Annotated in this window: 8 protein-coding genes and 1 pseudogene; 3 read left to right on the forward strand and 6 right to left on the reverse strand. The window is 72.1% G+C overall.

Features of this window, described 5'->3' with window-relative positions; all coding sequences use genetic code 11:
• Nucleotides 1-294 precede the first annotated feature (294 nt).
• From G4D86_RS31810 to G4D86_RS31825, 4 genes and pseudogenes are all read right to left on the reverse strand, one after another.
• Nucleotides 295-5,862: pseudogene (locus G4D86_RS31810) on the reverse strand (SDR family oxidoreductase); the annotation flags it as partial.
• 45 nt (nt 5,863-5,907) lie between these two features.
• Nucleotides 5,908-10,560, reverse strand: a complete 4,653-nt coding sequence (locus G4D86_RS31815; RefSeq protein WP_163997849.1) for a type I polyketide synthase — start codon at nt 10,558-10,560, stop codon at nt 5,908-5,910.
• 43 nt (nt 10,561-10,603) lie between these two features.
• Nucleotides 10,604-15,304, reverse strand: a complete 4,701-nt coding sequence (locus G4D86_RS31820) for a type I polyketide synthase (protein WP_163997850.1) — start codon at nt 15,302-15,304, stop codon at nt 10,604-10,606.
• Between the two features lie 56 nt (nt 15,305-15,360).
• Nucleotides 15,361-20,826 (reverse strand): non-ribosomal peptide synthetase, encoded by a 5,466-nt coding sequence (locus G4D86_RS31825; protein ID WP_163997851.1) that lies wholly within the window; start codon nt 20,824-20,826, stop codon nt 15,361-15,363.
• A 490-nt stretch (nt 20,827-21,316) separates the two neighbouring features.
• Here G4D86_RS31825 and G4D86_RS31830 point away from each other — a divergent pair, with 490 nt between their 5' ends.
• Together G4D86_RS31830 and G4D86_RS31835 are read left to right on the forward strand one after the other, a co-directional pair.
• On the forward strand, nt 21,317-21,754 hold the full coding sequence (locus tag G4D86_RS31830; RefSeq protein WP_163997852.1) for a DUF2383 domain-containing protein: 438 nt from the start codon (nt 21,317-21,319) through the stop codon (nt 21,752-21,754).
• 257 nt (nt 21,755-22,011) lie between these two features.
• Nucleotides 22,012-22,845, forward strand: a complete 834-nt coding sequence (locus tag G4D86_RS31835) for a hypothetical protein (RefSeq protein WP_163997853.1) — start codon at nt 22,012-22,014, stop codon at nt 22,843-22,845.
• A 15-nt stretch (nt 22,846-22,860) separates the two neighbouring features.
• Here the strand turns inward: G4D86_RS31835 and G4D86_RS31840 are convergent, their stop codons facing one another.
• Complete coding sequence (locus G4D86_RS31840; RefSeq protein ID WP_163997854.1) at nt 22,861-23,955, reverse strand: hypothetical protein; 1,095 nt, start codon at nt 23,953-23,955, stop codon at nt 22,861-22,863.
• A 27-nt stretch (nt 23,956-23,982) separates the two neighbouring features.
• Nucleotides 23,983-24,543 carry a DUF2378 family protein gene (locus G4D86_RS31845; RefSeq protein ID WP_163997855.1) on the reverse strand — a complete coding sequence of 187 codons (561 nt, stop codon included), beginning with the start codon at nt 24,541-24,543 and terminating at the stop codon, nt 23,983-23,985.
• Between the two features lie 189 nt (nt 24,544-24,732).
• On the opposite strand from G4D86_RS31845, the gene G4D86_RS31850 reads away from it, so the two are divergent.
• Nucleotides 24,733-25,305, forward strand: a complete 573-nt coding sequence (locus G4D86_RS31850) for a hypothetical protein (RefSeq protein WP_163997856.1) — start codon at nt 24,733-24,735, stop codon at nt 25,303-25,305.
• Nucleotides 25,306-25,361 lie beyond the last annotated feature (56 nt).

Below are 25,361 nucleotides of genomic sequence, written 5' to 3' on the forward strand. Positions count from 1 at the left end.
CAGCAGCTTCTCGGCGCGGGCCTCGCCACCAGCGGCGGGGGCCTTCTTCGGCAGGGGAGCGGCCTCGGGCAGCTCGTAGCCCAGGCGGGTGGCCAGCGCGCGCGTGGACGCGTCCAGCGCGCGGGGCCACTGGATGCGCTTCCAGGAGTCGCTGCGCTCACCCTCGATGCGGGTGTGCTGGAGGATGTTCGGGTCGCCGAGGCCGCCGAGCATGCGCTCGCGCTTGCCGTCGTACGGCTGCACCATGCCCGCGTCGTAGGGCAGCTCGAGGAAGTCGCTGACGCCCTTCATCACCCGCTCCGGGTCGCTCACCAGCTCCTCGTAGCGGACCCAGTGCACGCGCTCGGAGCCGATGCGCGCGTAGAAGTCGAGCAGGTTCTGGTTGGGCATCGCCCACACCGTCTCCGCGACGGCGTAGGGGTCCACGTCCGCCGAGCCGAAGAGGCTGGGGCCGAAGAGCCGGTCGAAGCGCATGCGCACCAGCGACTCCATGACGGGCAGCGGGTGGCGCAGGAGGAAGAGGTACTTCGGCTTGTCGAACAGCTCCTCGCCCCGCTGCAGCGTCTCCGGGTCCATGGCGTACGGCGGCGTCTTGTCCACCAGCAGGCGCGGGCCGGCCAGCTCCTGCAAGCGTCCGTAGACGGCCTGCGCGGAGACGTCGTCCGCCACCAGCTTGTCGAGGTGCGCCTGGCCCGCTGTGGAGTCCACCTTCATCATTTCCATGAAGGCCCACAGCAGGCCGCGCTCGGTCCACTCCATCTCGTGGCCGAAGCCCACGTTCTGCTTCCACTCCTTCATCGTCTCGAAGAAGAGGAGGTTCAGCTCGGGCGGGCAGAACAGGCGCGGGTGCCCGGCGAGCATGACGCGGAAGAGCGTGGAGCCCGCGCGCGGCGTGGAGTGCACGAAGACCATGCTCGGGTTCTTCTTCGCCGCCCGCACCTTCGGGCCGGACGCCTGCCGGCGGTAGGGACGCAGCGAGAAGGCGGACAGCGGCAAATCCGTGACGAAGCGCCCCGGGTCCGACTGGCGCTCCATCTCCAGCAGCAGGTAGCGCGACAGCTCAGGGAGCGTGGCGTGCTCGCGCAGCTCATGCGGGTAGAGCTGGAACTTGAGCTCCTTCTTCAGGTCGAACTCCAGCTCGGAGCCGATGGCGTCCAGGTCCAGCCCCGCGAGGCTGCCGTTGGCGGGCAGGTCCTTCACTGCGCGGTTGGTCACCTTCGCCACCTTGCGGCGCAGCCAGTCCTCCAGGAGCGACGGGCGCTCGGTGGGGAAGGCGGTGCGCAGGGCCTCGGCCAGGGGCTTCGACGGCACGGCCTCGCGCGCCGCCAGTTCCTTCGCGATGAGGCCGGAGAGGCCGGCCACGGTGGGGTTTTCGAAGAGGCTGCGCAGCGGCGGCTCCACCTTGAAGGTGGCCTGGAGCTGGTTGCGCAGCTGCGTGGCCAGCAGCGAGTGCCCGCCCAGGTCGAAGAAGTCGTCGTGCAGGCCCACCTCGGCCACGCCGAGCAGCTCGCTCCACAGCGCGGCCACGGCCTTCTCCAGGTCACTGCCCGGCGCCACGAAGGCCGTCTTGCCCCGGCGCACGCGGTTGGCGGCCTTCTTCTGCGGCGCGCCCGGCGCCTTCGCCTCGCGGTCGACCCACAGGCGCACGCGCTGCTGCAGGTCGCCGGTGATGACCACCACCTGGCCGTCGAGCCCGGCCTGCACCACGCGGCGCAGCGCCTGGGTGCCCTCCGGAATCGACATGGTGTACTGGTCCATCGCCGTGCGCAGCGAGGTGTGCTTCGTCTCCTCGGGCCACGGGTCCCACGACGCGCTCACCCAGCGCGGTGACTCCAGGCCGCGCCGGCTCTCCGCGAAGGCGTCCAGGAACTGGTTGCCCGCCGCGTAGGTGAAGTGCGCGAGACCGCCCAGCACCGACGAGCTGGACGAGAAGAGCAGCACGAAGTCCACCGCGTGCCCGCGCAGCGCCTCTTCCAGCGCGTAGGTGCCGTACACCTTGGGGCCGAACTGCGTCTCGGCCGCGTCGCGGTGCACGTCCGTCAGCGCCATGTAGGGCGAGTCGCCCCGGGTGACGCCCGCCGTGTGCAGCACGCCGTTCAGCGCGCCGAAGCGGGCCTCCGCCTTGGCCACCGCCGCCTTGAGCTTCGCGGCGTCCGCCACGTCGGCGTCGAGCACCATCACCTCGGCGCCCTTCGCCTCCAGCTCCTTCACGCGGCGGATGCGGCGGCTCGTCGTGTCGTCCTCGGCATGGCCGGCGAGCCACGCGTCCCACGTGCTCCGCTCCGGCATTGGCGTACGGCCGAGCAGCGCCAGCTTCGCCTTGAAGGTCTCCGCCAGGTGGTCCGCCAGCATCAGGCCCACCGCGCCCATGCCGCCGGTGATGAGGTACACGCCGCCCTCACGCATCGGGGCCATCGGCGTGCCCTTCGCCTCCAGCCGCACCGGGGTGTAGGCCTGGACGTAGCGGCGGGTGCCGCGCAGCACCACCAGCAGCTCCGAGCCACGGGCGCTGAACTCCGCCACCAGCATTCCGGCCAGCCGCTCCGCGCGGGGGCTCGACGGCACCGGCAGCTCCACCTCCACGCAGCGGGCGGTGACGTGCTGGAGCTCCTGCGGAATCACCTTGCAGGCGGTGAGCAGCGGGGACTTCTCCGCCAGCGCCTGGTGCTCGCCCTCCAAGTCATGGAGCCGGTTGGAGATGACCTCCACGCGCACCGGCCGGGTGCCCTTCGCGAGCGCCTGGCCCAGCGCGAGCAGGCTGTAGTAGCCGCCGTCCTGCACCTTGCGGAACAGCTCCGGGCCCGAGCCCGTCAGGTCCGGGGGCGTGAGGCTCCACAGGTGGACGACGACGTCGACGGGCAGGCCCTGCTTCTCCAGGTCTGCGAACACCGCCTGCAGGTCCGTCTTGCTGTCCGGCGCGGCGGTGAAGTGACTCGCGTCCTCGCGGGCGTACGCCTTGCCCGCCTTCACGGTGACGACGTCACGGCCTGCGGCCTTCAGCCGGCGCGCCAGCGCCTCGCCCACGCCGAGCCCGTCCTCCAGCAGCACCCAGCAGCGCGACTTCGCCAGCGCCTCGGCGTCCAGCGCGGGCGGGGCCGCGGGCTTCCACGCGGGGACGTGGAACCAGTCCGCCACGTCCGCATGCTTGCCCGTGGGCGCGCGCGTCTGCGCCTGTGCGGCGGCGCCCTCCACAGGGTCCACCCAGTAGCGCTCGCGCTCGAAGGGGTAGCCCGGCAGCGGCACGCGGTGGCGCTTCTGGGCGGTGTAGAGGCCCTTCCAGTCCGCCGGCACGCCGGCCAGCCACAGCTCGCCGAGCACGCCCATCAGCTTCGCGGCGTCGGACTCGGGCTTCTGCGGGTGGCGGGACGACGAGAGCACCGTGCGTCCGGCGGCCTCCGGCTGCGCCTTGGCGAGGCTGCCCAGCGTCTGCCCGGGGCCCACCTCCAGCAGCACGTCGGAGGCGTCCTTCAGCAGCTCCCGCAGCCCCTGGGCGAAGCGCACCGGCGAGCGCAGGTGGCGGGCCCAGTACGCCGGGTCCGTGGCCTGCGCGGCGTCAATCCACGTGCCCGTCACGTTGGACACGTACGGCAGCTTCGGCGCCTGGAGGCGCACGCGGCGGACCGCGTCCGTGAAGGGCGCGAGGATGGAGTCCATCATCGCGGAGTGGAAGGCATGCGACGTGTGCAGCCGACGCGCCTGGATGCCGCGCGCGGAGAGCTTCGCCTCCAGCGCGTCCACCGCCTCGGTGGGGCCGGCCACCACGCACATCGCCGGGCCGTTGACGGCCGCGAGGTCCAGCTTCCCCTCCAGCAGCGGCGTGACGTCCGCCTCCGGCAGCGGCACGGCGAGCATGGAGCCCGCGGGCAGCGACTGCATCAACCGGCCGCGCGTGGCCACCAGCGCCAGCGCGTCGTCCAGCGAGAAGACGCCCGCGAGGCAGGCGGCCACGTACTCGCCGATGCTGTGGCCCACCATGGCGCGCGGCTTCACGCCCCAGGCCATCCACAGCTTCGCCAGCGCGTACTCGATGACGAACAGGGCCGGCTGGGTGAGCGCGGTGCCCTCCAGCTTCTTCGTCGCCTCGGCCTCGCCGGCGGGGGCGGGGTAGAGGACGGTGCGCAGGTCCAGGCCCAGGTGCGGCTTGAGCTTCTCCGCGCAGGTGTCCACCTCGGCGCGGAAGGCGGGCTCGCTGTCATACAGCTCGCGCGCCATGTTCACGTGCTGCGCGCCCTGGCCGGGGAACATGAAGACCACCGGCCGGTCGCCCACCTCACGCAGGCCCGTGAGGACGCGCGTGGGCGCGCGGGAGGCCAGCGCCTCCGCGGCGTCCTGCGCGGTGCGAGCCACCAGCACGCGGCGGTGGTCGAAGTCCTTGCGGCCCATCTGGAGCGTGAAGGCCACGTCCGCCAGCGACGCGCCCGGGTGCTCCTTCAGCCACGCCGCCAGGTTGTCGGTGGCCGTGTCCAGCGCGGCCTCGCTCCGGGCCGACACCAGCAGCAGCTGCGCGGGGCGGGACGGGCCGGACGCCTCGGCCTTCGGCGCCTCCTCGAGGATGACGTGGGCGTTGGTGCCGCCGAAGCCGAACGAGCTGACACCCGCGCGCAGCGGGCCCGAGCCCGTCCAGTCCGTCAGCTTCGTGTTGACGGTGAAGGGGCTGTTGCCGAAGTCGATTTGCGGGTTGGGCGCCGTGAAGTTCAGCATGGGCGGCAGCTTGCGGTGCTGGAGCTGCATCACCGTCTTGATGAAGCCCGCCATGCCCGCGGCCACGTCCAGGTGGCCGACGTTGCCCTTCGCCGTGCCCAGCTTGCAGAAGCCCTTCTTGTCCGTGCTGGCGCGCCACGCGTTGTTGAGCGCGAGGATTTCAATCGGGTCTCCCAGCGACGTGCCGGTGCCGTGAGCCTCCAGGTAGCTGATGGCGTCCGCGTCCAGCCCGGCGCACGCCAGCGACTCCAGCAGCACCTCCGTCTGGCCCTCCACGCTGGGCGCGGTGAAGGACGCCTTGTGCGAGCCGTCGTTGTTCACCGCCGAGCCGCGCACGACGGCCAGGACGTTGTCGCCGTCGGCAAGCGCGTCCTGCAGGCGCTTGAGCACCACCACGCCCGCGCCGCTGCCGAAGACGGTGCCTTCCGCCTTCGCGTCGAAGGGGCGCACGTGCCCGTCCGGGGACAGCATGCTGCCCGGCTCGTAGGTGTAGCCCGCGCGGTGCGGCACGTTGACGGCGGTGGCCGCGGCCAGGGCCATGCGGCACTCGCCCATCAGCAGGCTCTGGCAGGCCAGGTGGATGGCGACGAGCGACGTGGAGCACGCCGTCTGCACCATGGTGCTGGGGCCGGTGAGGTTGAGCTTGTACGAGACGCGCGTGGCCAGCGACGACATGTCGTTGCCCAGCTCCACCAGCAGCCGGTCCTGCGGCTGGAGCGAGGCGCGGTTGGCCAGCACGTGGAAGAGGTACGTGCTGGTGCGGGTGCCGGCGAAGACGGAGACGCGCTCGCCCGGGTGCTTGTCCGGGTCATAGCCTGCGTGCTCCAGGGCCTCCCACGCGCACTCCAGCAGCAGGCGCTGCTGCGGGTCCATGACGCGCGCCTCCAGCGGCGTGTAGCCGAAGAGGCCCGCGTCGAAGTTCTCCACGCCGTCCAGCACCGGCGCCGCCTTCACGTAGCGGCCGGAGCCCAGCTCGTCGGCGGGCACGCCCGCGGCGCGCAGTTCGTCGTCGGTGAGGGGGACGATGGACTCCACGCCCGCGCACAGGTTCTTCCAGAACTGCTCCACGTCCTTCGCGCCGGGGAAGCGTCCGGCCATGCCGATGACGGCAATGGCCAGTCCCTCGTAGGAGGACTCGTCGGTCTCGTTGATGTCAGCCATGGTGCTTTCTCGTAGGGGTGTGGGGCGGTGCGCGCGTTCGCGCTGCTACCGCTGCTTGCGGTGGAGCCACTGGTTGCGGCGGCTCAGTTCTTCCTTGCGCTTCGCCAGCTTGTCCGCACGCTCGCGGGTCGCAGCGTCGCCTTCGCCCAGCAACTCCGCGAGCGAGCGCGCCGTGGGGCGCTGGTACAGGGTGGCGGCCGGCACCTCCACCTGGAGGGCCTGCCTGAGCTGTGCGGAGGCCTGGACGGCGAGGAGTGAGTCCGCGCCCAGCTCGAAGAAGTTGTCGTCGATGCCCAGCGGGTCGATGCCCAGCACCCCCTGCAGCACCGTGGCGAGCGTGCGCTCCAGGTCATTGCGCGGCGCCACGTAGGCCGTGGACAGCGCGGGGCGCGGGTGGCTCTTGCGGCCCCCCGTCGCGGTGCCCGCCTGGGCCTGCGAAGCGGTGCGCGCCGACTGCCGCCGCCGCGACGCGAGGTCCGCCGTGCACACGGCGATGGGACCGCCCGAGGCGCCCGAGAGGATGCGGCGCGTGGCGTCCACGCCCTCGGCGGGGCTCAGCGCGAACTTCGCGAGCGCCCCCAGCGCGGCGGTGTCGTCCAGCTTCCACGCGTCCCAGCCCACGCTGTGCCAGGGCACGGTGCCCGCGTCGGAGCGCACCTCCGCGAACGCATCCAGGTACGCGCTGGAGGCCGCGTGTGCCACCTGGCCCAGGCCGCCCAGCACCGAGGACAGCGAGGACATCAGCAGCACGAAGTCGAGGCCCTCCGCGGGGAGCGCGGCGGCCAGGGCCCGCAGGCCATTCACGCCGGGCTCGAAGTGCGCGGCGCGCTGCTCGGGACCGAGGTCCTGGATGGCCCCCAGCATGGCGCCCCGCAGTCCGCTCGCGGCGTGGATGACGCCGTCGAGGCGGCCGAAGCGCTCCATCGTGCGGGTCACCGCGCCCTGGAGTTGGGCCGCGTCCGTCGCATCCACGCCGAGCACCAGCACCTCGGCTCCTGCCGCTTGCAGCGCCTGCGCGGCCTCCACCTTGCGGCGCGTGGCGTCCGTCGGCTCGTGGGTGGCCAGCCACTGCGCCCACTGGTCCTGGGCCGGGAAGTCCGGGCCCTCCACCAGCGCGAGGCGTGCCTGGAGCGTCTTCGCCAGGTCGGAGGCCAGCACGTGGCCCGGGCCTTCCAGGCCGTCGGTGACGAGGTACACGCCCTGCACGCGCAGCGGCTGGCTGGACGCGGCGTCCTGCTCCAGCCGTACCGGCTCGAAGGTCTGTACCCAGCGCTGGCGCCCGCGCCAGGCAACCACCGGCTCCGCGGCGCCCTTGAAGAGCTCCGACAGCAGGTGGTCCGCCAGGACGGCGGCTTCCTCGGTCCGGCCCGCCGGGGCCACGTCCACCAGCCGGCAGGTGAGGTGCGGGTACTCCTGCGGAATCACGCGGCAGGGGCCGAGCAGCGCCGCCAACTCGGGCACCAGTGCGTCCGCGCGCTCCACCTTCGCGGCCCCGCTGGTCGCCACGAACCAGGGCTGCGGCTCCGTCTGTCCCTTCGCGCCCAGCGCCTGCGCGAGCGACAGGAGGCTGTGCAGGCCCGTGTCCAGCGCCAGCTCGCGCAGCACGTTGCCCGCCGTCACGCCCCACAGGTGCATGACCCCACCGACGGCATGGCCCTGCTGCTGGAGCGCGTCCAGCAGCGCGGCGTAGTCCTCGCGCCGCTTCGGGTCCACCGTGAAGCTGCCGTCATTCAACTGGCTGAAGCCCGTGCCGGCGACGACGCGCGCCACGGCATGTCCCGCCGCCACCAGCTTCGTAGTGAGCGCGTCCGCCACGCCCACGGTGTCCGCGAACACCAGCCAGCTCCGCACGCCGGCCGCGGGCCCGGTGGCCACGGCCGTGCGCGGCAGCGGCGCGCGCTTCCACGAGGGCACGTAGAACCAGTCCGCCGGATTGCTGTGCTTCTCCGGCGAAACGGTGTTGGCGACCGCCGCGGAACGCGCCACGCCCAGGCCGGTGCCAGGGCGGGCATCAATCCAGTAGCGCTGCCGCTCGAAGGGATAGGAGGGCAGCGGCAGCCGGCGCCGCTGCTCCTTCTTCGTGAAGCCCGCCCAGTCCGGGTGGACGCCGTTGAGCCACAGCTTCCCCAGCGCCGTCACGAGCACCGTCACGTCGTCGGCGGTCGTCTCGCGCGGGTGCCGCGTGCAGGAAACGGCCACGCGCGTCTCGGCGCCGGGCTGCTGCCGCGCGAGCGAGGCGAGTGTCGTGCCCGGGCCCACCTCCAGCAACGCGAGCTGCGGCTTCTGTGCGAGCGCACGCAGGCCCGCGTCGAAGCGCACCGCCTGGCGAAGGTGCTGCGCCCAGTACGCCGGGTCCGTGGCCTGCGCGGCGTCAATCCACGTGCCCGTCACGTTGGACAGGAACGGGAGCTTCGGCGCGTTGCGCTTCACCGCGCGCACCGCGTCCATGAAGGCCGGGAGGATGGGGTCCATCATCGCCGAGTGGAACGCGTGCGACGTGTGCAGCTTCGCTACGCCCACGGCCTGGGCCTCCAGCTTCGCCTGGAGCGCCGCAATCGCCTCCGTCGGCCCCGCCACCACCGTGAGGCGCGGCCCGTTGACGGCGGCCAGCGACAGCTCCGGCGTCAGGTACGGCCGCAGCGCGTCCTCGGAAAGCTGCACGCTCAGCATGGAGCCGGCGGGCAGTGACTGCATGAGCTGCCCGCGCTTCGCCACCAGCGCCAGCGCGTCCTTCAATTCGAAGACGCCCGCGAGGCATGCGGCGACGTACTCGCCCACGCTGTGCCCCAGCATGGCCTGCGGCTTCACGCCCCAGGACATCCACAGCCGCGCCAGTGCGTACTCCACCGCGAAGAGGGCCGGCTGGGTGAGGGCCGTCTGGCCCAGCTTCTTCGCCGCCTCCTCCGCGCCCGCGGCGTCGGGGTACAGCACCGTGCGCAAATCCAACCCCAGGTGCGGGAGCAGGTGCGTGGCGCAGGCGTCCAGGTGCTCACGGAAGACGGGCTCGGCGTCGTACAGCCCGCGCGCCATGCCCACGTACTGCGAGCCCTGGCCCGGGAAGAGGAAGGCCACCGGCCGGTCCTGCACCTGGGGCGCGTCCGTCAGGCAGCGCGGCGTGCCCTCGGCTTCGAGCGCGGCGAGCGCGTCGTCCCGGTCCGTGCACACCAGCACGCGGCGGTGCGACATGGGCTGGCGCCCCACCTGGAGCGTGTACGCCACGTCCGCGAGCGACTGCTCGGGATGCGCCTTCAGGTGCTTCGTCAGCCGCAGCGTGGCGGCATCCAGCGCGGTGGCGGAGCGGGCCGACAGCGTCAGCATCTGCGCCTTCCGGGCCGGGCCGGAAGGGGGCAGGGCAGGGGCTTCCTGGAGGACGATGTGCGCGTTGGTGCCGCCCACGCCGAAGGAGCTGACGCCCGCGCGGCGCGGGTGCTTCGGGTGCGCCGGCCAGGGCTCCAGCTTCGCGTTGACGTAGAAGGGGCTGCCGTCGAAATCAATCTCCGGGCTGGGCTGCTCGAAGTGGAGGCTGGGCACCAGCTCGCGGTGCTGCAGCGACAGCACGGCCTTGATGAGGCTGGACACACCGGCCGCGTTCGCCAGGTGGCCGATGTTCGTCTTCACCGAGCCGATGGGAATCTTGCGCGCGGTGGTGGTGGCCGCCGGGGCCGCGGCGCTGGCCTTGCGCGGACGGAACGCCTTGGTGAGCGCGCGCACCTCGATGGGGTCACCCATCTTCGTTCCCGTACCGTGCGCCTCCACGTAGCCGATGCTCTCCGGCTCGATGCCCGCGGCACCCAGGGCCTCGGCGATGACGGCGGCCTGGCCCTCGACGCTCGGCGCGGTGTAGCCCACCTTCGCCGAGCCGTCGTTGTTGATGGCGGAGCCCTTGATGACGGCGTGGATGAAGTCGCCGTCCTCCAGCGCGTCCTTCAGGCGCTTGAGCACCACCACGCCCGCGCCGCTGCCGAACACCGTGCCGTCCGCCTTCGCGTCGAAGGCGCGGCAGTGTCCGTCCGGCGAGACGATGCCGCCGGGCAGGTAGCGGTAGCCCTCCGGGTGCTTCACGTGCACGGACACGCCGCCAGCCAGGGCGATGTCACACTCCTCGTTGAGGAGGCTCTGGACGGCGACGTGCGTGGCCACCAGCGACGTGGAGCACGCACTGGAGATGGAGTAGCTGGGTCCGCGCAGGTTGAGCTTGTACGCGACGCGGGTGCCCAGGAAGTCGCCGCCGTTGGCGACGTCAATCTGCACCTGGTCCAGCATGCTGAGCTGGTCCGCGTTGGGCACCAGGTTGTGCAGCAGGTACGTGTTCGTCGGCGCGCCGCCGAAGACACCGATGGCGCCCTTGAAGCCCTCGGGCGCGTAGCCCGCGCGCTCCAGCGCCTCCCAGCAGCTCTCCAGGAAGACGCGGTGCTGCGGGTCCATCAGCTCCGCCTCGCGGGGCGTGTAGCCGAAGAAGCCCGCGTCGAAGAGCTCCATGCCCTCCAGCGCCGCGGACGCCTTCACCCACGAGGCGTCCTTGCGCAGGACCGCGTCCACGCCCAGCGCTTCCAGCTCCGCGTCCTGCACGGGGTGGATGGACTCCACGCCCTCGCGCAGGTTGCGCCAGAAGGCGTCGAGGTCGGGCGCTCCAGGGAAGCGCCCGGTCATGCCGATGATGGCGATGTCCTGCTCGTCGGCGGCGATGTCGTTGGGCATGGGCACTGACTCTTCGGGTGTGGGGTCCGTCGGTGTCTACGGCTCAGCTCTCGTCTTCGGGCGCGTCCTCGGAGGACTCACCCCGGCGGGCGCGGCGGGCGCGGCGGCGCGCACCCCGGTCCATGCTGGACTCGTCTTCCTCGGCCGTGGCCACATCGGGCGGCAGGGTGGCCGCCTTGATGAGCTTCGCCAGCGCGTGCACCGTCGGGCCCTCGTAGAGGCTGACGGCGGGGATGGAGACCTTGAACTGCTCGCGCACGCGGGCGATGAGCTTCACGCCCACCAGCGAGTTGCCGCCCAGCTCGAAGAAGCTGTCGTGGACGCCCACCTGGGAGATGCCCAGCGTGGACTCCCACAGGCGCGCAATCGACTCCTCCAGCTCGTCGCGGGGCGCCACGTACGGGTTCTGCAGCGAGGGGCGCGGGGTGCGGTCCTCGGCCCCGGCGTCCTGCTGCACCAGCGCGCCCTGGGTCTTCTCTTCCTTCTGCTCCGGCCGCGTCCAGCGTGCGGCGCGGGCGGACAGGGAGCTGGTAGACACCGCCACGTGGCCCACCGGGCCCAGCGAGAGCAGGTGCTCGAAGGCCAGCGCGCCCTCGTCCGCGGAGATGGCCAGCGCGCCGAACGGGGTGGCCGTGGCCAGCGGCGAGGCCGAGCCCTCCTCGAAGCGCCACGCGTCCCAGCCCACGCTCGTCCAGGGCACCGGGGACTGCTGCGTGTGCTTCGCGGCGAAGGCGTCCATGAAGCCCGTGGCCGCCGTATACGAGGCCAGCCCCAGGCCGCCCAGCACCGCCGCCAGCGACGAGGCCAGGTGGCAGAAGTCCAGCGTCCGGCCCGCCAGCGCCTCCTCCAGCGCGTACAGGCCCTGGATGCGGCTGCGGAAGTGGTTGCGCACGTCCTCCGGGCGCGTGTCCGGAATGGCTCGGAAGAGCGCCGGGTCCACGTCGCCCGCCGCGTACACCACGCCATTCAGCGCGCCGAAGCGCGACACCGTCGCGTCCACGGCCGCCTTGAGCTGCGCCCGGTCGGCCACGTCCGCGGCCACCACGTGCACCTCGGCGCCCTGCGCCTCCAGCGCCCGCACCTTCTGGATGCGGTGGCTGACCGCGTCCGCCTCACCGTGCGACGTGAGCCACGCGTCCCAGCCGGAGCGCTCTGGCAGCGCGGTGCGGCTGGCCAGCACCAGCTTCGCCTTCACCTTGCGAGCAATGGCCTTCGCGTGCGCGGTGCCCAGCGTGCCGAAGCCGCCGAGCAGCAGGTACACGCCGCCCTCGCGCAGCGGCAGGGACTCCGGCTTCGAGGCGGCCTGGGGCACGGACTCGAAGGCCTGCACGTGGCGCTGACCGCCACGGTAGGCGACGGCGGCCTCCGCGCGGGACGCAGCGGCGCACTCGGCTAGGAGCACGTCCGCCAGCGCGGCCTCCTGCCAGCTCCCCGCCAGCGGGAGGACGACGTCCACCGAGCGACAGGACAGGTGCGGGTACTCCTGAGGAATCACGCGGCAGGGACCGAGCACCGTGGCCCACTCCGGTCGGGGCTGCTCGTCCGCGAGCGCCTGCATGCGGTGCGTGACGGCCACCACCGACACCGGCTTCGCGCCGCCCTGCTTCCCCAGCGCCTGCGCGAGGAAGAGCAGGCTGGAGAAGCCCCGCTCCAGCGCCGTGTCGAGCGCCGTCTCGCCGGAGGACTGCTCCGGCTCCGCGCTCCACAGGTGGAGGATGCGGTCCGGCGCGAAGCCGTCGGCGGTGAGGGCCTCCAGCAGCGACGCGTAGCCCGCGGCGTCCTTCGGGTCCACCGTCCACTGGCGCGCGGCCACCTGCGCGGTGCGCGGGCCCGGGGTGAGGGTGATGACGTCCTGGCCCACGTCGGCCAGCCGCTTCGCCACCTGTCCGCCCAGGCCGTCCGGGCCCGGGGTGAAGAGCCACCAGCAGGCCTTCGTCTTCGCCCACTCACCGGAGGCGAGCGGCAGCGTGCGCTTCCACGTGGGCAGGTAGAACCAGCGCGACACGTCCTGCTTCTGGTCCGCGCCCGCCGTCTCGTCCACGTGGGCCGTAGCGGTGTGGGAGATCTTCTTCGGCTCCACCCAGAACTTCTGGCGCTCGAAGGGTGCGGTGGGCAGGGGGATGCGGCGGCGGCGCTCGCCGTCGAGGAACGCGTCCCAGTCCGCGTCCACGCCCGCCAGCCACAGCCGGCCCAGGGCGTTGAGGAGGAACTCCGCGTCGGAGTGGTTCTCCTTCGGGTGGCGCAGCGAAGTGACGAAGGCGTGCTTCGCGCCCTTCGCCGGGTGCTGGCGCGACAGCGTGGCCAGCGTGTTGCCGGGGCCCACCTCGAGGAGGATGGCGTCCGCGTCCTTCAGCAGCTCGCCCACGCCGTCCGCGAAGCGCACCGCGCCGCGCAGGTGCTTCGCCCAGTAGTCCGGGCTCGTCGCCTCCTCGGTGGTGATCCACTTGCCCGTCACGTTGGACAGGTAGGGCACCGTGGGCGCGTTGCGCTTCACCTTGCGCACGGCGTCGCGGAAGGCGTCCAGGATGGGGTCCATCATGGACGAGTGGAACGCGTGCGAGGTGTGCAGCCGCGAAGTGGCCACGCTCCGGGACGCGAGCTGCGCCGCGAAGGACTCCACCGCGTCCACCGGCCCCGCCACCACGCACGTGCCGGGGCTGTTCACCGCCGCCACCGACAGCGTCGCGGGCAGCAGCGCCGTCACCTCGGACTCCGGCAGGGAAACGGCCAGCATGGTGCCCGCCGGCATGCCCTGCATCAGCCGGCCGCGCGCGGCCACCAGCGAAAGCGCGTCGTCCAGCGAGAAGACGCCCGCGAGGCAGGCGGCCACGTACTCACCGATGCTGTGGCCCAGCATGGCGCGCGGCTTCACGCCCCACGCCATCCACCGGCGCGCCAGCGCGTACTCGATGACGAAGAGCGCGGGCTGCGTGAGCGCCGTCTGCTTCAGGCGCTCGGTCGCGGCCTCCTTCTGCGCGGCGGGCGGGTAGAGCACCGTGCGCAAGTCCAGGCCGAGGTGCGGCTTGAGCTTCTCCGCGCACGCGTCCACGTCCGCGCGGAAGCCGGCCTCCGTCTCGTAGAGCTGCCGGCCCATGTCCACGTACTGCGCGCCCTGACCGGAGAAGAGGAACATCACCGGCCGGCCCGCGGAGTCCTGCACGCCGGAGAGCACGCGCTGCGGGTCTCTGGAGCCCAGCGCCTCCACCGCGTCCGCCACCGTGCGGCACACCAGCGCGCGGCGCTTGCCGAAGCGCTTGCGGCCCACCTGAAGCGTGAAGGCCACGTCCGCCAGGGACACGTCGGGGTTGGCCTTCAGATGTGACACCAGCCGGTCCGTGGCGGTCTCCAGCGCGGTGTCCGTGCGGGCCGACAGCAGCAGCAGTTGCGCGGGGCGGCGGGGCGCGTCGGTGGCCGGCAGCGGCGGGGCCTCTTCCAAGATGGCGTGGGCGTTGGTGCCGCCCATGCCCAGCGAGCTGACGCCCGCGCGGCGTGGCGTGGCACCCTCCGGCCAGTCACGCAGCTGCGTGTTCACGAAGAAGGGGCTGTTGGCGAAGTCGATGGCCGGGTTGGGCGTGTCGTAGTTGAGGTGGGGCACCAGCTTCTTGTGGTACAGCGACAGCGCCACCTTCATGAAGCCCACCGCGCCCGCCGCCGAGTCCAGGTGGCCGACGTTCGTCTTCGCCGAGCCCAGCGCGCAGAACTGCTTCGCGTCCGTGCCCTGGCGGAAGGCCTGCGTCAGCGCCGCGACTTCAATCGGGTCACCCACCTGCGTGGCGGTGCCGTGCGCCTCCACGTAGCTGATGGTGTCCGGCGTCACGCCCGCCACCGCCTGCGCGAGGGCAATCGCCTCCGCATGGCCGTCCACGCTGGGGGCCATGTAGCTGACCTTGTGGGAGCCGTCGTTGTTGCAGGCCGAGCCCTTCACCACCGCGTAGATGGTGTCGCCGTCGCGCACCGCGTCGTCCAGACGCTTGAGCATGAGGACGGCCGAGCCGTGGCCCGCGACGAAGCCCTGGGCCTTGGCGTCGAAGGTGTGGCAGTGCCCGTCCGGCGCCGTGGTGCCGCCCTCGTAGTAGAGGTAGCCCGCCTTCTCCGGGAAGTGGATGGAGACGCCGCCGGCCAGCGCCGCGTCACACTCGTACGCCAGCAGGCTCTGGCAGGCGAAGTGGATGCAGGTGAGGGACGTGGACGAGGACGACTGCACCGTGACGGCCGGGCCCTTGAGGTTGAGCCGGTACGCCACCTCGGTGGTGAGGCTGTCCTTGTCGTTGCCGATGGACGCCTGGAGGCTCTCCAGCGACGCGACGTGGGCCAGGTGCGCGTAGATGTTGTTGAGCAGGTACGTGTTCATGCTCATGCCGCCGAACACGCCCACGCGGCCGGGCTGGCGCTCCGGGCTGTAGCCCGCGCCTTCCATGGCCTCCCACGCGCACTCCAGGAAGACGCGGTGCTGCGGGTCCATCAGCGCGGCCTCGCGCGGGTTGAGCCCGAAGAAGGCCGCGTCGAACATCTCCGCGTCGCCGAGCACGCCGCCCGCCTTCACGTAGTTGGGCGCCCGCACGATGGCCGGGTCGATGCCCTCCGCGATGAGCTCCTCCTCCGTGAAGAAGGAGATGCCTTCCACGCCGCCACAGAGGTTCTTCCAGAAGTCCGCCACCGTCTTCGCGCCTGGAAGCCGGGCCCCCATGCCGATGACGGCAATGCCCTCCAAGCCCCCGCCCTCTGTCTCAATCTCGGTGCTCATGAAGTCGTCGTCCCTGCTGGCCGCGTCACGCGGCGTGGAAGTCAGTGCCTGAATTCTTACTTACGGGGCCCACGTCCGCGCGCGGCCTGCTGCCGGCGGCCCATGGCGGCCCTGCGCCGCTCGGCCTCGTCCTTGATGGACTGGGCCTGCTCCTTCGCGTCCTCGGCGCCGCCTTCCGCGTTGCCGAGGTGCCGGGCCAGCGCGTTGACGGTGGTGAGCTTGAAGAGGTCCACCAGCGCCAGGTTCGCGCCCAGCTCCTCGCGCAGGCGGCGGTGCGCCTGGGCGATGAGCATGGAGTTGCCACCCAGCTCGAAGAAGTTGTCGTGGAGGCCCACGTCACTCACCTTGAGCACCTGCGCCCAGATGGTGGCGATGCGCCGCTCCAGCTCGCTCTCCGGCGGGGCGTAGGCGGCGGCCAGCGCGGGACGCTCGCCCTCCGGCACCGGCAGGGCGCGCGTGTCCACCTTGCCGTTGGGCGTCAGCGGCAGCGCGGGCAGCACCATGAACGCGGACGGCACCATGTACGGCGGCAGCGACTCCGAGAGGAAGCCGTGCAGGTCGCTGCTGGTGGGCGCGGGCTCGGTGAGCACCACGTAGGCCACGAGGCGCCGGTCTCCCGGGGAGTCCTCGCGCGCCGTGACGAAGGCATCGCGCACGGCGGGGTGGCGGCGCACGGCGGCCTCCACCTCGCCCAGCTCGATGCGGAAGCCGCGAATCTTCACCTGGTCGTCGGCGCGGTGCAGGTACTCCAGCACGCCGTCGGGCAGCCACCGGGCCACGTCGCCGGTGCGGTACATGCGCTCACCGGGACGGAAGGGGTTGGCGACGAAGCGCTCCGCCGTCAGCTCCGGGCGGCGCCAGTAGCCGCGCGCCACGCCCAGGCCACCCACGTACAGCTCGCCCGCGCAGCCCACCGGCACGGGTCGGCGCTGAGCGTCCAGCACGTACACGTCCGTGTTGATGATGGGCTTGCCGATGGGCATCCACGCGCGGCTCTCGAGGTCCTCCGGGCGCAGGTGGTGGTACGTGGTGCAGACCGTCGTCTCGGTGAGGCCGTAGCCGTTGACCACCGTGGTGGTGTCCAGCAGCGCTTCCACATCGCGCGCGACCAGCGCCTCGCCGCCGCTGAGCACCAGCCGCACCGGCGGCAGCGTGTCCTTGCGCGCGTTGAGGCCGGCGATGACCGCGGGCACCGTGCTGACGATGCTGATGTGGTGCCGGGCGATGAGGCCCAGCAGCAGCTCCGCGTCCAGCACCTCCTCCTCGGTGGGCAGCACCAGCGCCGCGCCCGTGCACAGCGGAGGCAGCACCTCGCCCACGAAGCTGGCCGACGCCACCGAGGTGAGCGGCAGCATCCGGTCCTTCTCACCCGGCGCGTAGGACTCCACGAAGGAGCGCACGAGGTTGGCGAGCCCGCCGTGCTCCAGCATCACGCCCTTGGGCTGGCCCGTGGAGCCGGACGTGTACACGAGGCACGCCAGGTCCTCCGCCCGGACAGGTACCGGCTCCGGCACGGTGGCGGACGCCGCCGCGCTCCAGTCCAGCTCGGTGTCCAGGCTCACCACCCGCACCGCGCCGCTGCCCGCGTGCGACGCGAGCTGGCCGTGCAGCGTGGACTGGGTGAGCAGCAGCGGGGTGCCCGCGTCGGAGAGGATGAAGGCCAGCCGCTCCACCGGGTACGCCGGGTCGATGGGCACGTAGGCCGCGCCCGTGGAGAGCACGCCCAGCACCGCGGCCACCATCTCCACCGAGCGCTCCAGGCACAGGCCCACGATGGAGCCCGGGCCCACGCCCTGCTCGCGCAGCCACGCGGAGAGGAAGCCCGCACGCTGGCGCAGTTCGCGGTAGCTGAGCTGCTGCTCGCGGAACATCACCGCCGCCGCATCTGGCGTGCGCGCCGCCTGCGAGGCGAAGAGGGCGGGGAGCAGCGAGCCGTCCAGCGACACGCGCGGGCCAGCCTGCATCTTCAGGAGCTGCTGCGCTTCCGCCTCCGGCATCAGCGGCAGGTCCGCCAGGGCGCGGCGCGGGTCGGCCACGAGGCCGGCGAGCAGCGTGCGCAGGTGGCCGGCCATGCGAGCGATGGTGCCCGCCTCGAAGAGGTCGGTGTTGTACTCGAAGGACGCGACCAGCGCGTTGGCGGCTTCACCCATGGTGAGCGTGAGGTCGAACTGCGCGCCGCCGTGGTCCAGCGGCAGCGACTCCAGCGGCAGCCCGGCCAGCTCGGCGCGCGCGCCCGGCAGGTCGAGGGCGAAGGCCGTCAGCCCACGCTCGTCCAGGCGCGCGGCGCGCTGGTACACGAACATGACCTGGAAGAGCGGCGAGCGGCTGTGGTCCCTCACCGGCTGGAGCTTGTCCACCAGCACGTTGAAGGGCTGGTCCTGGTGCTCCAGCGCCTCCAGCACCGTGCGCCGCGTGGACGCGAGGTAGTCCGTGAAGGGCAGCGCGGCGGACGGCCGCGTGCGCACCACCAGCGGGTTGACGAAGTAGCCCGCCACGGTGGCGAGCTCCGAACGGTGACGGCCAGCGCTCACCACGCCCACCGTGAAGTCGTCCTGCCCGGTGTAGCGGTGCAGCAGCACCTGGAAGGCCGCCTGCAACAGCATGTTCAGCGTGGCGCCCTGCTCGCGCGCCAGCGCCTTGAGGGACGCGGTGAGCTGCGTGTCCAGGCGCTCGGTGTGGACGCGGCCGGCGTACGTCTGCACGGGCGGACGCGGGTGGTCCGTGGGGAGGTCCAGCACCGGCGGCGGGCCGGCGAGCTGCTCGCGCCAGTAGCGCTCCAGCGCCGCGCCGCGAGGACTGGCCAATAGCTCCGCCTGCCAGCGCGCGAAGTCCGCGTAGGTGCGCGAGGGCTTCGGCAGCGCCAGGTTCTTCCCGGCGCGCAGGGCGGGGTAGAGCGTCTCCAGCTCCTCCGCGATGACGGCCAGCGAGCCGAAGTCGGTGACGATGTGGTGCATCGCCAGCAGCAGTGCGTGGTCATCCGCCGCGCGCGAGTACAGGCGCACGCGCAACAGCGGACCGGCCTCCAGGTCGAACGGGCGGCGGGCCTCGGCGGAGAGGCGCTCGCGCAGGGCGGCGTCGTCCCAGCCCTTGGCGTCCACCGTCTCGAAGTCCAGCGGCAGCTCGGCGTGGATGCGCTGCACCGGGCCGGACGCCGTCATGGCGAAGGTGGTGCGCAGCGCGGGGTGGCGGGCGACGAGCGTGTCGAAGGCGCGGCGCAGGGAGTCCACGTCCAGCGCGGCCTTCACGCGCACCGCGACGGGCACGTGGTACGCGGCGCTGCCGGGCGCGAGCTGGTGCAGGAACCACAGCGCCTGCTGGCCGCCGGACAGTGGGGCGTCACCGGTGCTCTCGTGCGCCGCGACGGCCGGGCCCGAGGCCTGCGTCTTCGGCGCGGCGAGCAGCGCCAGCACGGTGTCCGCCAGCTTCTCCAGCGAGTCGCCCTGGAGGATGCCGCCCAGCGGGACGTCGATGCCGAGGCCCGCGTCGAGCGCGCTCTTGAAGTCGATGGCCATCAGCGAGTCCACGCCGTACACGTGGAGAGGGCTCTTCGCATCCACCTGTGACGCGGGCAGGCGCAGCACCGCGGCGGCCTGCTCCTGGAGGAACACCGACAGGAGCGCGCGGCGCGCCCCGGGGTCCGTCACGGCCGTCAGCGCCTTCTGGATGAAGCTGGGCTCACGCGCGGGAGCGGCGGCCGGGGCCTCGTGGGCGGGCGCGGCCTGCTCCGTGCGGGCCGGCGCGACAGGCGCCGCGGCCGGCGTGTCGAGCACGCTCTGGTGCAGCACCTCCAGACCGCCGGCGAGGAAGTCCGCGCGGGTGGCGAAGCGCTGAATCTTGCCGCTGGACGTCTTGGGCAGGCTGCCGCCCTGGATGAGCACCACTGCGTAGACTTGCAGCTCGTGTGCTTCCGCGACGGCCTGGCGGATGGAGGTGGAGACGGCCTCCAGGTCCACGCTGCCCGACTCCACGGCGCGGCGGTCCACTTCCTGGACCACCACGAGCCGCTCCTCGCCGTCCTTGTCGACGGAGAAGGTGGCGCCACAGCCCGGCCGCAGCGCGGGGTGCACCGGCTCCACCGTGCGCTCGATGTCGTGCGGGTAGTGGTTGCGGCCGCGGATGATGATGAGGTCCTTCAGGCGGCCGGTGACATACAGCTCGCCGCCGTCCAGGAAGCCCAGGTCGCCCGTGCGCAGGTAGCGCGCGTCATCCCCGGGCGCCTTCGCGCCGAAGGCCGCCGCCGTCTGCTCCGGGCGGTTCCAGTAGCCCTGCGCCACGCTGGGGCCGGACACCCAGACCTCACCCACCTGCCCCGGCGCGAGCGGCGCCCCCGTCTCCGGGTGGGCGATGAGGAGCTTCTGTCCGTCCAGGTTGCGCCCCGAGCCCACCAGCGTCTGCGCGCCCGGGAGCTCCGGCTGGGACGGCTGGACGCGGTGGCTCTTCAGCGCGGCGGCGTCCACGGTGCGCAGCACCGGCGCCTCCGGCTTGAGGCCACCCGAGGCGATGAGGGTGCCCTCCGCCAGGCCGTAGCAGGGGTAGAAGGCCTCCATCTTAAAGCCGCACGGGCCGAACACTTCCGCGAAGCGGCGCAGCGTCTCCGGCTGGAGCGGCTCGGCGCCGTTGAAGGCCAGGTCCCACTTGCTCAAGTCGAGCGCGGCGCGCTCCTCCGGCGTCACCTTCCGGATGCACAGGTCGTAGGCGAAGTTGGGCCCGCCGCTGGTGGTGGCCCCGTAGCGCGACACCGCCTTCAGCCAGCGCAGCGGGCGCTTGAGGAAGTCCACCGGCGACATCAACACCACCGGGAAGCCACCGTAGAGCGGCTGGAGGATGCCGCCGATGAGGCCCATGTCGTGGTACGGCGGCAGCCAGATGACGCCCTGGCTGCTCTTCGAGTGCCCGAAGCACCCGTGGATCAGCCCCAGGTTGTGCATCAGGTTGGCGTGGCTGAGCACCACGCCCTTGGGCGACGACGTGGAGCCCGAGGTGTACTGGAGGAAGACGGTGGTGCTGGCCGTCGCCCCCGGGTGCTTCCACGCCTCGCCGGTGGACTCGTCCAGCGTGTCCGTGGCCAGCCAGTGTAGCTCGCGCAGCTCCGGCGCCTGCTCGAAGAGCATCTCCCCCATGCCGAGGATGAAGTCGGTGGTGAGGGCGACGGTGGCCTGCGCGTCCTGGCTGATGGCCAGCAGGCGGGGCAGGGTGCGGCCCAGGCGCATCGGGTCCGGCGGGTAGATGGGGACGGCGATGACGCCCGCGTAGAGGCAGCCGAAGAAGCCGGCGATGTAGTCCAGCCCCGGCGGGTACAGCAGCAGGGCCCGCTGGCCCTGCGCGCCCCGCGCCTGCAAGGCCGCGGCGATGGCGCGCGCCTTCCGGTCCAGCTCCGCGTACGTGAGGTGCGCTTCCTCCTCGTCGCCGTCGACGAGGAAGGTGAAGCCACGCTGGTCCGGCTGCCGCTCGGCGCGGAAACGGAGCAGCTCCACGAGCGTGTCACAGCGGGAATCCAGGTCCGAAGGGAGACCGGTGGGCACGACGCCTCCTAGAAATGTATCGCGGTAGCAGCGCCGTGTTTCCCAGGGAGACACGGGCTGTTCGAGAAGCCCAGGTGATGGGCCTTCCCGTGAGGGCCCGATAATTGAGACAGGGCGTTTAGAACAGATGAAACAGGCTCAAGGGGAGTGACGACGGGTGAAGCCTGCATGTCACCCCTGACAGCACTCCGTCCCAGCGCGGGTACGCGGCCTCCGAGATGGGGCTGCGACGCGGAGTGGAAGACGGGACGCACGGCACCGGGCCGCGCTGGGGTGTGGTTCTGGCTGTCGAATCATGGCCGGGGAGTGGGTCGCGCGTGACGTCGCGTGCGCGGCATATTCACAGTCCGAGCGCATTCTTGCAAATAGGGCAGCCGGCCGTGCGCGCCACCCGCCCCAGGGGGTTGGGCGTACGAGGGAGCGGGCCTCGCCGCCCGCCGGGGCCGGCACCACCTTCGCGCGGTTACCACGCTCAAGCAGGAGGCCGTCCATGGCGAACATCGGCAAGGATGTCGACACGCTCAATACCTTCCTTCGAGGGGAAATCTCCGCGGTGGAGACGTACCGCCAGGCACTGGGGCACGTGTCGGACGACCGGCTTCGCGGCGCGCTGGAGGACTGCCAGCACGACCACGAGCACCGGGTGGAGGAACTGAAGGACCGCATCCGGAAGATGGGCGGTGAGCCCTCGGAGGGCTCGGGCGTGTGGGGCGGCTTCGCGAAGCTCGTCCAGGGAGGCGCGGATCTGCTCGGGGAGAAGGCGGCAATCCAGGCGCTGGAGGAGGGCGAGGATCACGGCCTCAACGACTACCAGGGGGGGCTGGACCAGGTGCACGGCGAGGCCCGGCGCTTCGTGCGGATGGAATTGCTGCCCGCGCAGAAGCGGACCCACGAGCGGCTCAGCCGGCTGAAGCGGACCCTGCACTGAGGCGGGGACGACCTGACGCGTCGGGTCCGTGGCCCTCCGGTGCCACCCGCACCGGGGGGCGCCGTCGCTTCCCTGGCTTCCGGGGCCCGGGCTGCGTTGAATCCGCCGGGCCGCTTGGGCGTCAGGAGCCCGTACCCCGCCGTCCCCGGCCCGGGGCCCCTCCCGTCCGGACGTGTCCGTGCGGGGAGGGGGTCTGGAGGTTGTGGGTGCGGCATGCGATACCAGGAGTCCGCCATTTGAGCTTCGGGAGGCGCGGCATGTGGCTGGACAGCGGTTCGTCGGGACGCGATTCGGGCTCCGGGCCGGACCGGCGCACGGACGACCGCGGCACCGAGACCGCGACTCCCGGTGAGGCACCCCGGGCCGAGCTGCCGCCCGCCGCCCCCACCCCCGCCGTGGTCGCCTCTCCGTTCGTGGACACGAGCCACGCGGGTGCGCTGGGCGTGGGCTGTGAGGCGCTGTTCCGCTCCACCGAGCAGTCACTCCAGTGGGCGTGGCGGTTGCTGCAGCTGACGAAGGGCGGCTCCGACGCGGGGCCCCTGGTGAATGCGGCCCGCACGTGCGCGCTCGACTTCCTCGACCGCGTCCCGCCGCACGTGCGCCGGAGCGTGGCGGAGCTTTTGGGCTACAGCAACCTGTGGCAGGCCGTCTGCACGCGGCTGAGCCGTCCCGTGGCCCGCTCCAACGAGGAGCTGCTGCGCGAGATTGGCGAGGACCTCCAGTTGTTGCTGCGCGGCGCGCAGGCCCGGCTGGGCACCGCCGCCGCGCTGGAGCAGGGCCTGCTGGTCCACGTGGGCCGGCTGCGCGAGTCGCGCGGCAGCGAGCCGGGCGCGCCGCTGGAGCTGCGGGCCGTGCTGGACGCCTTCACCCACGCGGTGTCGGAGGTCATGGCCGCGGCCAGCGCCTACCGCCGCGCCTGGGAGTCCACCGAGGCCGAGCTGTCCGAGTGGGCCGCGTGGCTGGGCGCGGGCGACCCGGGCTTCTGCGCGTGGCTGGCCGAGCACCTCGCCGGCACCGTCTTCCCCTGGCGCCAGACGCACGCGGCCGTCCGGCTGCTGCGCGAGCTGGGCGCGCTGTCCGGGCAGCCGTAGTCGCGAGCTCCGCTCTCACGCCTCCACGAGGATGCGGTGGCGGTACAGCTCCAGCAGCACGTCCTCGGAGAGGTCCGCCTGCTTGTGCTCGCGCAGGTGGTGGCGCACGGCGTCCACGGGCTCGCGGCCGGTGAACTCCACCAGCAGGCCGTACGCCTCGCCGGGCAGGGCCAGGGCGTCGAAGTCGCTGTACGCGCCCAGGGCGACGCTGCCGTCCTGCATCCACTGCACGGTGGCGTCGGCGTTGAACTTGAGGGTGCGCGGCAGCTTCGGCGACACGGCGGTGTCGTGGAGCTTCTCCAGCGTCTTCAGCTCAATCGTGCCGTCCAGGCCGAGCAGCCTCTCCAGCCCGTCCGCGGGCAGCTCGCGCACCAGGCGGTAGCATTCGCGGTAGTAGTCCGCCTCGAGTCCGACGTACCCCTTCCACAGCTCCGCGTAGGCCTTCGCGGGCGGCGCGGTGTCGTCCAGGTCCTCCACGCTCAGCGGGACGGCCTGCGTCTCCGCGCGGTCCTGCCCTGAGAGGACGTAGTCCGGAAGCAGCTCGAGGGCCGCCCAGCGCGAGAGCTGGATTTCCGCCAGCGTGAGGTACGTCTTCATGGACATGTAGAACTTGCGGCCGTCGGCGCCTGCCACGTACTTGCAGAAGAAGGTGGAGCAGACGGCCTCGCGGTAGGGCCAGATGGTGCAGCCGCCGGTGTCCACGGCGAAGTAGGGGCAGCGCAGCGACGCGGCCCGGCCGAAGAACTGGTGCCCGTTCTTGTAGAGGAAGTGGAACTTCGCCGGCGGCCGAACCCACTGCGGTGTCACGCCGATGCGGCTGGCCAGCTTCTCCTCCATGCGGCGCCGGCCTTCCGCCAGTTCGGGTCGCTCGTCGGAGAGCAGCGCGCCCACGAGGTAGTTGGGCAGGCGCGGCGAGTAGGTGCAGCACTTGGTGTCGGGCCGGAAGAAGCGGCTCACCCCGTCCACGGCGTCGACGGCGCCCGGCGCGTTCTCCTTGCACATGGCGCAGTTGGAGCAGGTGGCCTTCGTCTCGTCGGGGACGTCCTGGTGGAAGAAGGCGGGGAGGAGGTCCCGGTAGAGCACGGGGAGGGTGTCGAGGAGGCGGGGCATGGCGAGGGCTTTTCCGGGAGGGGAGGGTCAGCGCGCGGAGGAGTCATCCCACTGGACGCGGTAGGTGCAGGACTCGGGGCCGTGCCTGTCCCTGGCGAGGGTGAGGCCCTGCACGCCGATGCGGTGGAGGCCCTCCTCGAGGACGCCCTCGACGAAGCCCTCGGTGACTTCGGGCTCGTTGAACCAGAGGTCGGCGCTGGCGGGGCCCACGACGGTGAGGCGCGTCTCGGTGAAGTTGTTGCCGCTGCGGAAGTTGTGCGTCATCCGCGACAGCGACCGCATGGGCCCGAGCACCCGCGCCATGGCGAGCACGGCGGCGCCCATGAGCGTCTGGGCGTAGCCTTCAATCATGCGCCGGGCGAGCCGCCGCCGGGCCTCGTCGAGCGGCAGGTCCGGGTGGAGGGTGCGGCCCACCTCGTCGAGGCAGCGCACCCAGACGGGGTGGGGGTAGGCCGCGAGCAGCGGCGCGTCCAGGTCCATGCCCAGCGCCTTGAGCCGTGCCCTCAGCTCCGGCGCGAGGTCCGCGTCGAGCGTCCTGCGGTAGAGGCTGTCCACCGTGTTGCCGAAGATGACGCGCTCGTTGCTCATGGGACGCGCATTCTTCCCAGAGCCCACCTTCGGAGGCCAGTCCCGCGCACGTGTCCTGTCAGGTGGTTGGAGGGTGGACTCACGCGGCGTGTAGCGGATTGCCCCGACTGGACATGGCCCCCGCGCGCATGCTCCCCTTTAGAGAGAGGCCGACCCTTCACCCCCCGAAGTCCGAGGAGGCGCCGCCCCATGCGATTCTTCGAGGTGAACACCCAGGCCCCTCCGAGCGTCGACATGGGCGGCCACCTGCCACTGCGTTTCATCTGGCGGCCACTGCTCGGGGACGTCGTCTACGCGGTCCTCATCGGCACCTGGTTCTGCGTGATTCCGGCGGCGTACGTGTTGGACCGGGGGCTGTCCTTCACCGCCCTCCTGGAGAACTGGTGGTTCTCCATCGTGTTCTTCCTCGGCGGGCTGTTCAGTGTGGCAGGCACCCTGAGCTGCATCCTCACGCGGCTGGAGGTCGAGGTGACGTCCTCACAGGTCCGCCAGTCCGGCGGCGGGGCCCTTCGCGACAAGACGTGGAACGAGCCCCTGGAGCGCTACACCGTCCTGCGCGTCGAGCGCCGTCACCACCCGGACTGGATTGGCACCAAGGACGAGTTCGGCATCCACCTGTGCCACGCCGAGGACGCCTCGCGCTCCGTGCTCCTGTACTGGGGCCGCAGCGAGCGCCGCTTCCAGGCGCGCCTGTCCCGCTACTCCAAGTTGCTGGGCCTGGGCGTCCAGGGCGCACTGGCCGCGCGACGCGCGACGGGCTGACGCACGTCCACGGTGCTGCGCAGGGCCCCCGCGCGTGGTAGGAGCGGCCCTGCTCG

Source organism: Pyxidicoccus caerfyrddinensis, assembly GCF_010894405.1.
In the GTDB taxonomy this organism is placed as follows: domain Bacteria; phylum Myxococcota; class Myxococcia; order Myxococcales; family Myxococcaceae; genus Myxococcus; species Myxococcus caerfyrddinensis.